Origin of the sequence: Bacillus cereus group sp. N24, assembly GCF_016483345.1 — a bacterium.
Classification (GTDB): domain Bacteria; phylum Bacillota; class Bacilli; order Bacillales; family Bacillaceae_G; genus Bacillus_A; species Bacillus_A toyonensis.
Window position 1 is genome coordinate 82,602 of the sequence record NZ_JAEHCA010000008.1, and the last position, 13,686, is coordinate 96,287.

The following is a 13,686-nucleotide window of genomic DNA, read 5'->3' on the forward strand; positions in this document are numbered from 1 at the left end:
CATCGTTTCAACTGGAATAAACAAAATATGTGGCACATATGTTTAAGCATTGGTCAATTGTTGAAAGGGATGAAGAGTATGCCACAACTGAACTTTGAAGAAAATTTGTTAACAAAAGTCGCTTGGTACTATTATAAAGATCAATTAACACAACAAGAAATCGCTTCACTTCTTCACATTTCAAGAAATAAAGTGGTTCGGTTATTAGATAAGGCGCGCAGTGAAGGAATCGTTACTTTTCACGTAAAAGGGACTGGTTTACACTGTTTGAGCATTGAGCGTGACCTAATGAAAAAATTCAACCTAAAAGATGCTTTCATTATCCCTACTCCAATAGACAATTATCCCACTTCTCTCGGAAAAGCTGCTGCACAATATTTAGAGACTCAGCTCCAGCAAGGCGATTTACTCGGTATTGGCTGGGGAGAAACGATTAGCAAAATGCTAGAAAACATTCATTTTGAAAGTTCTATTAATCTTTCAATCGTAACGCTAACAGGCGGAGTCAACCACTACCTCCCAAGAAAACAAAATTATTTACATTACATGCAAGGTGATCTTCATATTATCCCCACTCCTTTTCTTGCATCTACTACTGAAATGGCAAAAAGTATTTTATCAGAACCGAGTGTGAAAGATATGCTTCATGTCGCTTCACTTGCACAAACGGCAGTTGTCGGTATTGGAGGGTTATCTCAAGATGCTACCATTGTGAGAGAAGAAAAATTAACACTACGTGAAATGACATATATTCGTAGCCAAAACGGTACTGGCGATATTTTAGGACAGTTTTATAATACGAATGGCGATTTATTGGAGCTTCCGCATCACAATCATCTTATTGGCACGCCGCTCTCTATTCTTCGCAATATGAAACATGTCATTGGTGTTGCTGGAGGTACAGAAAAGATAGATGCAATTTATGGTGCCTTAAAAGGAAAGTTCATTCATACATTAATTACAGATGAGGAAACAGCCCTCTCCTTATTACGAAAGGATGGTGATTGTTAATGTCTACTTTATTAGCTTTTGATGCTGGTACTGGAAGTATTCGAGCTGTACTTTTTGATTTACTCGGTAATCAAATTGCGGTCAGTCAAAAAGAATGGGTTCATAAAACCGACCCTCTTTACCCAGGCTCTATGAATTTTGATGTAATTGAAAACTGGGAGCTAGTACAACAGTGTACGAAAGAAGTTCTACAAAAAAGTAATGTCTCTCCTTCTTCTATTCAAGCTATTAGCGCTACTAGTATGCGAGAAGGTTTTGTTTTATATGATAAAGATGGGCAAGAAATATGGGCTTGTGCAAATGTTGATGGGCGCGCATCCGCTGAAGTTAGTGAACTAAAAGAAATTCGGTCACATCTTGAAAAAGATTTATATACAAAGTCTGGTCAAACTTTTTCATTAGGTGCTTTACCTCGCCTACTTTGGATTAAAAAACATGAATCCGAAGTCTATAGCAATATTCATTCTTTTACGATGTTAAATGATTGGATTTTATATAAATTAAGCGGCGTACTGCAAATCGACCCTTCCAACGGTTGTACGTCCGGAATTTTTGATTTACACAATAGAACTTGGGATAACGATGTCGCTAAAGAGTGCGGGATAACTTTACCGTTTTCACCAAAAGTAAATGAAGCTGGCACCGTGATTGGTAATGTTACAAAAGAGTGTGCAGCATTAACTGGTTTACGCGAAGGAATTCCTGTAGTCGCCGGGGGCGGAGATGCTCAAATGGCATCACTCGGAACTGGAGTCGTGAAGCCTAATCAAACATTAATATGCGGGGGCAGCTTTTGGCAACAAGAAGTGAATATTACTAAACCAATAACAGATCCGTATGCTGCGATTCGCGTAAATTGCCACGTCGTTCCAAACCTATGGCAATATGAAACGATCGCCTTTTTCCCAGGTCTCGTTATGCGCTGGTTTCGAGATGCCTTTTGCCAAGAAGAAAAGAAACTTGCAGAAAAACTCGGTGTAGATGCTTATGAATTGTTAGAAGAACAAGCGAAAGACGTACCGGTCGGTTCACATGGCATTATCCCTACTTTTTCAAACGTCATGAACTATATTTCTTGGCGTCATGCCGCACCTTCTTTTTTAAATTTAAGCTTAGATGCTGACAAATGTGGAAAAAAAGAAATGTTCCGCGCTATCGAAGAAAATGCCGCCTTCGTTACACTTGGTAACTTAAAATTAATAGAAAATCTAACTGGTACGTTCCCTTCTGAAGTTATTTTTGCTGGCGGCGCCTCTAAAGGAAAACTTTGGCCACAAATTCTTTCAGACGTACTCGGAATTCCTGTTAAAGTACCTGTTGTGAAAGAAGCAGCTGCTTTAGGAACTGCGATTGCTGCTGGTGTTGGTGCTGGCATATATTCATCTATAGGAGAGACTGCCGAACAGTTTGTACAGTGGGAAAACACATTCGAACCAGTTACTGAAAATCACGAACTATATAAGACGTTCTATGAAACTTGGAAAACTGTGTATAACAGTCAGCTCGCTTTAGCTGATATAGGACTTACATCACATATGTGGATCGCACCAGGTGCACTGTAACACATTACATAAAGGAGTGAAATGTATGCGAAAAGCGAATGAAAATGATTTCTCCTATCGCTTCGGTGATAACGGGCCGAAATATTTAATACAAGGTCCAAATATTGATCTTGGCCTTGTTGTCATTCAGCCTGGGCAAGAGTTTCAAAATCATTACCATACAACATGCGAGGAAGTCTTTTATGCATTAGAAGGAGAAATAGACTTCTATGTAAATAATGAAAGAGTTTCAATTAAACAAGGTGATGTCTTACAAGTTCGTCCTCATGAATCTCACTATCTTATTAACCATTCTGACAAACCTTTTAAAGCTGTTTTTATAAAGTCACCACATTTACCAAATAAAGATACTGTACAAACGGAAAATCCAACATTAACGAAGGAGTGATTTCGAATGACTTGGGGATTTAAAAATCGATTAAATACAATTTTACCTGATGGAAGAGCGGTTATGCTAGCGATCGACCATGGCTATTTTTTAGGACCAATTCACGGACTAGAACAACCATTAGAAACAGTTAAAAACTTACTTCCTTATACAGATTCCCTCTTTTTAACGCGAGGTGTACTTAGCTCTTGTATTCCTGAAAACTGCAGCACACCGATGGTTATGCGTGTATCTGGCGGAGCTACTGTCGTCGGCAAAGATTTAGCGAACGAAACAATTGTTACCCCTGTGAAAGAAGCAGTAAAACAAAACGCAATTGGCGTCGGCGTTTCTGTCTTTGTTGGATCAGACTATGAAACACAAACTGTTTCAAATCTTGCAAACGTGGTTTCAGAAGCTCATGATTACGGATTACCAGTTCTCGGCATTACTGCGGTCGCCAAAGAACTACAAAAACGAGAGGCACGCTTCCTCGCACTCGCTTCCCGCGTATGTGTTGAAATGGGTGCTGACATTATTAAAACGTACTACTGCGAAGGATTCGAAAAAATAACGAGCACATGCCCTGCCCCAGTCGTCATCGCCGGTGGACCAAAACTAGATTCAATCGAAGACGCATTAAACATTACGTACAATGCACTGCAAGAAGGTGCAATTGGAGTAGACATGGGCCGAAACATATGGCAATCCGAACACCCTGCTGCGATGATTCAAGCGATTCATGGTATTGTAAAGAACGGATTGAATGTGAAAGAGGCGCTGGAATTATATCATGATGTAAAAAACTAAGGTAAAAGATAGACTATTACACTGAAATATATACAAAATCAATATTTACTATAAAGAAAGCCCATATCTAACATATGGGCTTTCTTTTATATTTTTAATTGTTCCGAATCTAATCCGATTTCTACAGATCGCGTACGTTCCAAACAATCTCACCTCGTTCACCAAACGTACTGTGATGCCGCTTAAATCCCATCTTTTCTAATACCCGGAAGGACGCCGTATTCCAAGCACCTACAGTTGACCAAAGTCTTTTGCGACCCGTAGCAATCGCAGCCTCCAGTACTGCTGATGCCGCCTCTGTCGCATAACCCATGCAATGAGCACTGCGGAACAACTCATATGCAATCTCCGGCTCTTCAAGCGTGGAACGACCGATAATTAAGCCACAGTATCCGATGAAATCGCCTTCGTCTCGTCTACGAATCGTGAGAAGGGATATGCCATTTTCGGTTGCTTTCTTGCGCATCTCAATAAGATCGCTGCGAACCGAGTCCAGAGATGGCATATCTACACCACGTTCACCAATTAATTTTCTCAGCCAGACCGCATCGGATTCCTCCCACATATTCAGGTCGAGTCGTTCCGTTTTCAGCTGGAACGCCATGGCTTTATATGAAGCTGTCATAATGAAAACCTCCTATTTATTTCACTGTACTACTTATAATAGTTTCGTACTGCACCATATGGGAAACCTGCTTAATTCTCTAAATTTTCTTGTATCAGTATACATTATTGGTATTTTATGCATAAGCAATTCCTTTGCAAAATAGACCTTGTTATGAAACTTTATTTTAAATCTATAATATTTAGTTTAAGAGGAATACCCTCTATTTTGATGTTCACTTATCATACAAATAAAATGCTCAAGCCCCTTTCCAAACTGGATAAGGGGCTATATTCACATCTTCAAAACAATTTCTCTTATTGCTATCGAACTTTCTTACCATCTTTATAGTCAAGGCACGACACTTCAATTAACAATCCATTAAACATTGTAAAATAAAAACCATAACTACTACCTCTCATCGCATAAGGTGCCTTGTCTATTTCAATGCCACCAGCTACTAAACGATTATATGATTTATCAACTTCATTTGTAGTTTCCACTAAAAAACCAATATGAAAAGCTTCCGGATACGTAACGTCCTTATTCCCCTTAAATGCTTTTGGATCACTTAATACAAGTATAAATCCACTCTCATCGCGCATCACTACAAGTGCCTTTCCTTTTTGCTCCAAAAATTGAAAATCAAAAAAAGTTTCAAAGAAATGTCTCGCTTCTAATAAATCATCAACACATAAATTCAAATGATTCAACTTCATTCACTCATCTCCTTTTAAACAGGGGCTATATAGAAGCGTATTGCCCCATATTAATAACACCCGAATGTTTAAGCGGGGTATTTTAGTGTTCATTTTTTAATAGTTTAATACTTTTTTCTATCGTCTAGAACGTTTTTTCAACGCAACTTTTAAAATACAGTGAATGAAATTATACGAACGATTCGAAACGGAATATCTATTTGCCAATAAAATTTGACAATCGTATTCTATTGTTTATTCTCCAAATGAATTAAAATCCACTCAATCAAGAAAACTGCTGAAGAGATTCGCTCTGTCGTGTCACCTAAAAACAGTGTATTTATAAAATCTTCAAAATGAGTTGGTGCTTTGGATAATGTTTCAATATACTTCAAAACAGATCCAGCTGGAGGTACTGGCTTGTTATTAATAGCCCATATTCCCTCTAACAATGTCCAAATTGATGTTTGAACTATGTATGATGCTTTTAACTCATCTTTTGCTTTCAGAGCAGTCTTAATTTTAATTAGCGAACTATGTAACCAATGAGAAATGCCCTTTACTTTATCACTAGCAACTCGATAGTTTTCAAATTTTTGTTTTGCTATTGCCTTTAATTCTTTCAATTCACCGCTTTTATCAAACAAAATTTTCCCTTCTAAAAATGAATATAGTTCCATCTGATTATTTTTAAAGTTTACTTGTATTTGATTAAAATCAGCATACTTATATTCAATTAAAATATCTTCTCTCATTTCAGAATAAAATCGCTTCTTTTGTCCGTCTTCTAAAAGAATATATAAGTCTAAATCCGAATCAGGATATGCATCACCTCTTGCGACAGAACTGATGAGCATAAATCCGATTACTTTTTCTATAGATAAACATTCGTTTAAAATTATTTCCACTATTTTTTTATGTTTTCCATATGTAATAAATGAAAGGTTTTCTACCACTTACATCCCTCCAGTACTAAAAAAGAGGATACATGTTAATTTCTACAACATGTATCCTCTACTTATATTTTACGACTGTTGATAAGCTGCTTTCGATGATTTCACATAATAAACTGCATGATCAACGTTAATGATATGATCTGGTTTTGGTTTACCACGGCCCGCTCTATGTCCAGCTAAATGTTCTTCACTCGTTTCCCAGTTTTTCCATGCCTCTTCAGATTCCCAGCGAATCATAACGACAACTTCTTCATCGCCGCGTCTTACTTTTTTTACAAGAACGCTTAAGTCAATGAAGCCTTTAAATTTTTCAATTATACCTTCTCCAGTGAAACGTTCTACAACTATATTTGATGTACCTTCTTTTACAGTAAATGTTTTCGTTTCGATAAACATATATCCCACTCCCTCTTTGTAATTCGAATACTAGTATTCTTCTATTATAGTTGATTATGATAATTATTTTCAATTATAAAGTTTTAAATCTTTTGAATTATGCTGTTTTCTCTTCAACTGCCTCATCTAAAAATTTAAAATATGGAAGTAATATTCCTATTAAAGAAGTGACACATATAATCGCACCGATGATAAAGTATAGCGCTCTAACTCCCCACATTTCACTTAGTATGCCTCCTACTAACACACCTAGCGGCATAGCGGATCGTATGAAAAATAGTCGAACTGAAAATACTTTTCCTATCATATTGTTCGGGACAGTTTGTTGGCATATTGTCGTGTTATGAACATTGAAAAATGCAATACAAATCCCCGCTATTACTTCAATTATTATTGCAATGATAATACTATGATTAAACCCTAGAGAAATGTATGTGAGCCCTCCTATAAACAATCCACCAAGCATAAGTATACGCCGGCTTTTATATGTTACTTTTCCGACTAGTATAGATCCAACTACATAGCCAAGCGGGAAACCAGCCATAAAGTAACCAAACTCCGCATATCCTGCGGACAACTCGTCTTTTATATAAGGAAGATTTGTAACCATCGTTACCCCTACTCCAAACTGCACGAAAATAAGAAATATACCGAGCCAAACGATGATTGGTTTTGTAAAAAAATATGTAAAACCTTGAAGAAATTGTTCTAGCCACGTTTTTCGTATATCTGTTGTAATTCTCTTTTCTTTTATATAAAGTAAGAAAGCACCACTAACAAATAGACAAATACATACGAAAGTTAATGTAATTTCTGTTCCGATGAAATGAATTACTACTCCACCTAATACTGGTGCAAGAAACATCATGAGACGAGTCATTCCATCAATATACGCATTTGCGTCTTGAAGTTGTTCTTTACTTACAATGCTCGGTGTAATTGCCTGACTCGCAGGTGTATAAAGGGGTGTAATAAGTCCCACTACAATTTGAACAACATAAATATGCCAAACTTCTATACTACCTGAAACTAGCATCACCAAAGGTAGTAAGAAAACAGATGCCCGCATCCATTGCGAAAAAATCATAATCCACTTTCGGCTCCATTTATCAATAAATGGTCCGCTTATTAGTTGCAGTATGAGAGATGGGATAAAATATAATAACCACATACTACTTAATGCTGTTTTTGATCCCGTTAACTCATAAACAAGAATTGAATTACACAACGTCCCGAAAGCTCCGCCTAATTCCGAAATTGCGCTACCAATCCACATAAAAAAGAATGAACGATTTTTCAATACACTCTTCACTATAGTTCACCAACTTTTCTATTTAATTCCTCCCTTTATGTACATTCTCGTTGTATATTATCTATTTAAAAATACATCTAATTCTTTCGCTAACGACTGCACTGCTTTTTTTCTCAATACATATTTTCCGTCATGTATATCAACTAACTTAGCTGAACGTAATAATTTTAAATGATGATGCACTGTCGATTTACCAAGTTGCAGTCTTTCCGTAATTTCCTGCAATGTACGTTCTTTTTCAAACAACATTTTTATAATTCGTAATCTCGCTTCATCCCCAAGTGCTTTATGTTTTTGAACTAAAAAATAATTCGGCTCATACGGATCTTCTGGATGTATACTTTCATTTGCGACAGGATAATGAAACACTTTCGTATCTTCAATATCAGCTTCTATATTCCACGGTCTGTACGTCAGTTGCGGGATAAGAAGTACGTAATGAACACTTGGCTCTGGCATATAGTTAACGCCACCAGTCGCCCACTCGACAAACTCTTCCGGTTTCATCTTTTTATTCATTTCATTCTTTGCTTCATAGTCTCGCTCTAATATAGAAATTAATTGCTCTTCCTCTTTTTTAATAACACTCTCATACCATCCTGTCATAACGGCGATTAAATGGTCCTTTAGTTCTTGTATATCACTATTACATATAAAGCTAATATACGTAGAGAAAAACTGATGATCCTGTGTCAGTTCCTTTAATTTTTGTACTGCAGTTACGTCTCCATTTCCTGCTAAACGTCTTTTTTCTTCATATTTCTCTCCTACAAAGGGTAAACATATATACTTTAAATCTTCTTCTGAAAGCGAATCGATATTCGCAATAAACTGTGATAGATTTTGAAAATCTCCTTCATACAACAACTGAAGCAGCGCTTTCCACGTATTATGCTCTTCTACAAACTGTAAGTGCTCCCTCATTTCTTCTGTTAATGATTGTCTAATTTCTTCCCATTCGCTTTGGGATTTTTCAAGTGTGTCTATTAACCTTTTATGAGTAATTGCCGCAATGCCAAGTGCACATTCGAAAAGTATCGAATACTTCATTTGAATATGGTACGTTTCCCTCTTTCTACTCGTTACATGAAAGACTTCCATTTGATCCCCTCCTTATTTGCTATATATTTAATTCTATAATTATCGAATAATACCTTCTATATTTTTAGAATTATATTACAATTACCGAAAACTAAAGACTATGATAATCTTTTTAATCCTTACTCCATTAAAACGCCGATTGTTAAATACCTTATTAATAATGGAGGTTCCTTTTTTAGCTCTTTTATACGTTGCAGTTCATATTCTTGTTCTACTATAGGGCAGGCATATTGAAGAGAAAGGAGAATGTATTACATGGAGAAAAATAATGTAGAAAGCATATGTTTATTTTTGCAATTACTAACGTTAAGAGTACAAAAGATGTTTATTAAAAAAGAATTAAAAAAGTATACTTGGCAACAAACAGTAAAGCGAACGCTTCAAGTACATGATGCCTTACAATCTTCATTAACATCTCTTCAAGAAGCAGAACTGGATCAACCGATTCCTTCTCTACCTGTTTGGCAACAATATATGAATATCCTTTTGCACGATGCTTATCATACAGGACAAATTATACAACTTCGGAAACTCCAAGGTTCATGGCCAACTCATCGTTCTTATTTATAAATAATGATTAAAATTGCTTAAGTTTAACATGCCACAAAACAATTGAACGCAGTTAACTGTTACTTCAATTTCTCTCCCGTAATTACTACTATTACCCAAGATAAAGTAATAAGAAAAATAGCATCGTAACAGACATAGTCTAGATACGAACCGAAAGAAGTGAAAACGTTAGGCTTTATAAAATTACTTTTATTGCTACAGATAATAATGGGAAATCTATCGAAGGACCTTTTTATATCAATGTCCCACATTACAAAGAACTAAATGGGTCTGCTGTAGATGATGAACAATTATTTGATTTTACATTAGCTGAATAAATTCAAAAAAAGCAAATGAGATGCTAACTCTCATTTGCTTTTTGAAAATCTATGTTTATTCATATTAAGTATACATTATTAGCCCAAACCAATTGGGTATTTCCAGACCGTTATCTCCCATCTAACCTCTTCACATTCGCCGCTTATTGATTCATTTGCGCATCGTTCAATAGCTCAATTATTTCACTTAACATTTCTTCTGTAAATGCGCCTGCACTAAAGTTTACTAACGCTCGTAACGGCATGTAATTTAGCATAGCATCCATCATTTCGGAGGCATCACTATCCCCTTCAGCCATACTAGAAAACGGGCTGTCTTTTAATGCTTTTTCCATAAGCCCTTTTGCAATTGGTGCTAACATTCGGTCCGCAAATATGTCCCCTAGTAACGTATTCCGATGCACTGTTTTTTTAATTATAGTCGTTGATTGAACGAATATGTTATCTTGTAAAACAATCTCTCTTGAAGACTTTCCTACTAAAATTTCGAATTCACCTGTTTCAACATGCCAGTCCTTCAATTCAACATTATAATAAGCAAATGACCTGTTATTTAAAGTAAAACTAACCGTTTTTTCTTCTCCCGGTTGCAACTCTACTTTTTCAAATCCTTTTAATTCTTTTTCAGGACGAATCATACTACTTTCAACATCTTTTATATACAGCTGAACAATTTCTTTCCCAGCTATACTACCAGTATTTTTCACGTTTACAAGAACAGAAACAGTATCCGTATCCTTTATCTCGTTTTTACTTATTGAAAGTTTACTATACTCAAAGTTTGAATAACTTAACCCAAAGCCAAATGGGAACAATGGTTCAATATTTTTTGCATCATAATAACGGTACCCAACGAACACGCCTTCTTTATATTCTACTTTATCACCTTCACCAGGGAAGTTTAAGTAAGAAGGATTATCGCTTAAAACTTCCGGGAATGTTTCTGCTAGCTTCCCACTTGGATTCGCATCACCAAATAATAAATCAGCAATTGCTCCGCCTAATGCTTGGCCACCTAAATAGCCTTCAAGTATTCCTTTTACTTTACCTATCCATGGCATTTCAATTGGCGCACCATTACTTAAAACTACAACGATATTACTTTGAACTTCAGCAATAGCTTCAATTAATAGCACGTGATTTTCTGGCATTTGTAAATGGTTTCGATCAAAGCCTTCTGATTCATAACGATCTGGAAGTCCAACGAAAAGGACAGCTGTATCTGCACTCTCAGCTATTTTTTTTGCTTCATTAATCAAGTTTTCATCTACGTCATCGCTTGCAAGATCATAGCCTTGTGCAAATAATATGTTCGTTTTTTCACCTGATACCATTTCAAGTTCTTCAAAAATACTTTCAAGCTTTGTTGGATTAATATGAGAGCTTCCGCCGCCTTGATAACGTGGTTGCTTTGCAAATTCTCCAATTACCGCTACCGTCCCCTCTTTTTTTAGCGGAAGAATGGAATCTTCATTTTGTAACATAACCATACTTTCACTTGCAACTTCCCTTGCAAGCTGATGATGCGTGTCCTTACTATACGTAGCGTTTTCTAATTGATTATCATAAGCTTTAAAAATAATGTAAAGAAGACGCTCAACTGCTTGATCAAGCTTTTCTACACTTAGCTCACCACAATTAATTGCATCAATAATTTTCTTCTCACCAATTCCAAAGCTTGAAGGCATTTCTAACTCTAAACCGTTCGCTAAACTTGCAACACGTTCATTTACTGCGCCCCAATCAGATACGACAAAGCCTTCAAATCCCCATTCATCTTTTAAAATATCATGTAACAAATAGTTATTTTCCGAAGCGTATTCACCATTTACTTTATTATAAGCACTCATTACTGTCCAAGGCTGTGCTTCCTTAATAACATCTTCAAAGCTTGCAAGGTAAATTTCACGTAAAGTTCTTTCATCAACAATTGCATCTACAGACATTCTGCGATGCTCTTGATTATTAGCTGCGAAATGCTTTAATGACGTTCCAATGCCTTGACTTTGGACGCCTTTAACATGATTTATAGCCATTTGCGATGATAAATACGGGTCCTCTGAAAAATATTCAAAATTTCTTCCGCATAGCGGTGAACGTTTAATATTTGCACCTGGTCCAAGGAGAACACCTACATGTTCAGCCTGACATTCTTCTCCTAATGCAACTCCTACTTCATGTATTAAGTCTTTATTCCATGTACTTGCTAACCCTACTGCTGAAGGGAAACAAGTCGATGGAATACTGTTATAAATCCCTAAGTGATCTGCTCCCTCTGCCTGTTTTCTTAGACCATGTGGTCCATCAGTTACCATAATTGATGGAATCCCTAATCGTTCAATCCCTTTTGTATTCCAAAAGTCTAATCCAGAACATAGACTTGCCTTTTCTTCTAGCGTCATTTCAGAAATGATTTTCTTAATATCTCTTTTCATGATAACCCTCCTAAAAAACATATAAGTAAACGCTTTCTTAATGATATTATAGTTATTATCTTTTAGATATTATGGTATATTTTTTAGAATACTTGTAAAAATTTTAGCTGTTTTTTAAAGAATAGAGGTTAAAATAATGAATTGCTCCAAACGAGAAGATCTATATTATATTTGTAAGCTAGTCTTTGATCTACATAAAACACCTATCTATTTTCTTACTAACAAAGGAGATTTAGTATTTGAAATCTCGTCTAACATTCTGCATAACCCTATGTATTCTTCCAAAGAGGCAATACTGAATGAACTATATAAGGAACAGCCGCCCTATACTTTTCCGTCACTAGTAGAGACTGCCTTTCTCGAAAACTTTTTCGCAATTCATCTGCGTTTGAACGACCAAATTAGTGGGAATATAATTGTTGGACCAGTCCTTTATTCCAGGCTGTCAGAAACATCAATTAACGGCATTGTTAATGATCTTCAACTAAAAATAAACAAAGAAGAAATAATTCGATATTATCGTTCTCTACCCGTATTAAATAATATGAGTTTTTTAAATGTAAGTTTAGTACTTTATTACATGCTATATCAGAAACAGTTGGACATAGCTGATATACTGCAAAAAAACATGCTAGTAAAAAAGGTGGAATTCGAAATTGAACAGCCTGATGTACATATATCAGAGCAACGACAAAGCACATTAACTCATATCGATCCACTAGCCGAGAGGAAAATATTTGAATGTATTAAGCAAGGGAAAAAGGAGGAGTTAATTAAAAATCTAAGGAGATTACCTGAATCAGGAGAACTTGGGGTGTTATCAAAGACAAGTCACCTGCGAAGCCAAAAGAATTCTGCCATTGCAGCTATTACACTTGCAACTAGATCTGCTATTGAAGGCGGAGTTTTCCCTGAAATTGCATATACTATTAGTGATTTATTTATACAAAAACTCGAAGAAATACATAAAAATGAAGCAATTCCCCCTTTTTTAGAGAATGCTTTACTTGAGTTTGCAGAACGTGTCAAAAATAGTACAATGCAGCAACATTCAAAACATATAAACGTATGTCAAAATTATATATTCACTCATCTTTATGGTGATATTACACTAAATACCCTTGCAGAAATAGTCACATTAAACCCTAGTTATTTATCTTCCCTTTTCAAAAAAGAAGTTGGAATTTCTTTAAATGAATATATTCAGCGTGCGAAAGTCGATGAGTCAAAAAAGTTAATGACATATACGAGACATTCTATATCTGAAATTTCTACATTACTAAATTTTCACGACCAAAGTCATTTTACAAAGGTATTTAAAAAACATACTGGTATTTCGCCTAAACAATTTAAAAATGGATGCAGTTATTAGTTGTCCTTCGTTCCGCCAATAGATTTATTTTGTTGCTTTACATTCCTAATACATATACTTTATAAAGCGAAAACATTGATTGTTAGTGCATTAATTGAAATAGATGAATCCTAAACATAATTCACATTCTTCATAACTCCTGATCATAATCCAAATTTGGAAGAATAGAGGCTTT

General features: G+C 35.7%; 13 protein-coding genes. 6 read left to right on the forward strand and 7 right to left on the reverse strand.

The features are described 5' to 3' along the window. Positions 1-60 precede the first annotated feature (60 nt). Genes JDS95_RS14225 through lsrF form a run of 4 tightly spaced genes read left to right on the forward strand, consistent with a single transcriptional unit; the run spans position 61 to position 3,750 of the window. On the forward strand, positions 61-1,011 hold the full coding sequence (locus JDS95_RS14225; protein WP_199690601.1) for a sugar-binding transcriptional regulator: 951 nt from the start codon (positions 61-63) through the stop codon (positions 1,009-1,011). Continuing rightward, the gene (gene lsrK, locus JDS95_RS14230; RefSeq protein ID WP_000105710.1) at positions 1,011-2,573 is read left to right on the forward strand and encodes an autoinducer-2 kinase; all 1,563 of its coding nucleotides are present in this window, start codon (positions 1,011-1,013) and stop codon (positions 2,571-2,573) included. The genes JDS95_RS14225 and lsrK overlap by 1 nt, the downstream gene beginning before the upstream one ends. A 25-nt stretch (positions 2,574-2,598) precedes the next feature. Then, the gene (locus JDS95_RS14235) at positions 2,599-2,961 is read left to right on the forward strand and encodes a cupin domain-containing protein (RefSeq protein ID WP_001224019.1); all 363 of its coding nucleotides are present in this window, start codon (positions 2,599-2,601) and stop codon (positions 2,959-2,961) included. 6 nt (positions 2,962-2,967) lie between these two features. Then, positions 2,968-3,750 (forward strand): 3-hydroxy-5-phosphonooxypentane-2,4-dione thiolase, encoded by a 783-nt coding sequence (gene lsrF / locus JDS95_RS14240; RefSeq protein WP_000219773.1) that lies wholly within the window; start codon positions 2,968-2,970, stop codon positions 3,748-3,750. A 121-nt stretch (positions 3,751-3,871) separates the two neighbouring features. Here the strand turns inward: lsrF and JDS95_RS14245 are convergent, their stop codons facing one another. The 6 genes from JDS95_RS14245 to JDS95_RS14270 all read right to left on the reverse strand — a co-directional run bounded on the left by JDS95_RS14245 (position 3,872) and on the right by JDS95_RS14270 (position 8,817). Further along, the gene (locus JDS95_RS14245) at positions 3,872-4,375 is read right to left on the reverse strand and encodes a GNAT family N-acetyltransferase (protein ID WP_000127330.1); all 504 of its coding nucleotides are present in this window, start codon (positions 4,373-4,375) and stop codon (positions 3,872-3,874) included. Between the two features lie 302 nt (positions 4,376-4,677). Next, positions 4,678-5,073, reverse strand: coding sequence for a VOC family protein (locus JDS95_RS14250; RefSeq protein WP_000773070.1), 396 nt, complete (start codon positions 5,071-5,073; stop codon positions 4,678-4,680). 227 nt (positions 5,074-5,300) lie between these two features. Then, positions 5,301-6,008, reverse strand: coding sequence for a nucleotidyltransferase domain-containing protein (locus tag JDS95_RS14255; RefSeq protein WP_000230060.1), 708 nt, complete (start codon positions 6,006-6,008; stop codon positions 5,301-5,303). Positions 6,009-6,077: 69 nt separating this feature from the next. Next, positions 6,078-6,404 carry a heme-degrading monooxygenase HmoA gene (gene hmoA / locus JDS95_RS14260; RefSeq protein ID WP_000469506.1) on the reverse strand — a complete coding sequence of 109 codons (327 nt, stop codon included), beginning with the start codon at positions 6,402-6,404 and terminating at the stop codon, positions 6,078-6,080. A 97-nt stretch (positions 6,405-6,501) separates the two neighbouring features. Continuing rightward, on the reverse strand, positions 6,502-7,716 hold the full coding sequence (locus tag JDS95_RS14265) for an MFS transporter (RefSeq protein ID WP_000843815.1): 1,215 nt from the start codon (positions 7,714-7,716) through the stop codon (positions 6,502-6,504). 57 nt (positions 7,717-7,773) lie between these two features. Beyond that, a complete protein-coding gene (locus JDS95_RS14270; RefSeq protein ID WP_000451630.1) occupies positions 7,774-8,817 on the reverse strand; it encodes an ArsR/SmtB family transcription factor in 1,044 nt (347 codons plus the stop codon). Between the two features lie 255 nt (positions 8,818-9,072). Between JDS95_RS14270 and JDS95_RS14275 the strand changes: the two genes are divergently transcribed. Beyond that, positions 9,073-9,387, forward strand: a complete 315-nt coding sequence (locus JDS95_RS14275) for a serine/threonine protein phosphatase (protein WP_199690568.1) — start codon at positions 9,073-9,075, stop codon at positions 9,385-9,387. A 460-nt stretch (positions 9,388-9,847) separates the two neighbouring features. On the opposite strand, the gene JDS95_RS14280 is transcribed toward JDS95_RS14275, so the two are convergent. After that, the gene (locus JDS95_RS14280; protein ID WP_199690570.1) at positions 9,848-12,139 is read right to left on the reverse strand and encodes a glycoside hydrolase family 3 C-terminal domain-containing protein; all 2,292 of its coding nucleotides are present in this window, start codon (positions 12,137-12,139) and stop codon (positions 9,848-9,850) included. A gap of 136 nt (positions 12,140-12,275) precedes the next feature. Between JDS95_RS14280 and JDS95_RS14285 the strand changes: the two genes are divergently transcribed. Next, entirely contained in the window at positions 12,276-13,511 is a 1,236-nt protein-coding gene (locus tag JDS95_RS14285) for a helix-turn-helix domain-containing protein (protein WP_085450313.1), read from the forward strand. Positions 13,512-13,686 lie beyond the last annotated feature (175 nt).

Excerpts from the sequence above, each read along its gene's own strand:
- lsrK (WP_000105710.1), top strand. The coding sequence starts at position 1,011 with ATGTCTACTTTATTAGCTTTTGATGCTGGTACTGGAAGTATTCGAGCT.
- JDS95_RS14235 (WP_001224019.1), top strand. The coding sequence starts at position 2,599 with ATGCGAAAAGCGAATGAAAATGATTTCTCCTATCGCTTCGGTGATAAC.
- lsrF (WP_000219773.1), top strand. The coding sequence starts at position 2,968 with ATGACTTGGGGATTTAAAAATCGATTAAATACAATTTTACCTGATGGA.
- JDS95_RS14245 (WP_000127330.1), bottom strand. The coding sequence starts at position 4,375 with ATGACAGCTTCATATAAAGCCATGGCGTTCCAGCTGAAAACGGAACGA.
- JDS95_RS14250 (WP_000773070.1), bottom strand. The coding sequence starts at position 5,073 with ATGAAGTTGAATCATTTGAATTTATGTGTTGATGATTTATTAGAAGCG.
- hmoA (WP_000469506.1), bottom strand. The coding sequence starts at position 6,404 with ATGTTTATCGAAACGAAAACATTTACTGTAAAAGAAGGTACATCAAAT.
- JDS95_RS14270 (WP_000451630.1), bottom strand. The coding sequence starts at position 8,817 with ATGGAAGTCTTTCATGTAACGAGTAGAAAGAGGGAAACGTACCATATT.
- JDS95_RS14275 (WP_199690568.1), top strand. The coding sequence starts at position 9,073 with ATGGAGAAAAATAATGTAGAAAGCATATGTTTATTTTTGCAATTACTA.
- JDS95_RS14280 (WP_199690570.1), bottom strand. The coding sequence starts at position 12,139 with ATGAAAAGAGATATTAAGAAAATCATTTCTGAAATGACGCTAGAAGAA.
- JDS95_RS14285 (WP_085450313.1), top strand. The coding sequence starts at position 12,276 with ATGAATTGCTCCAAACGAGAAGATCTATATTATATTTGTAAGCTAGTC.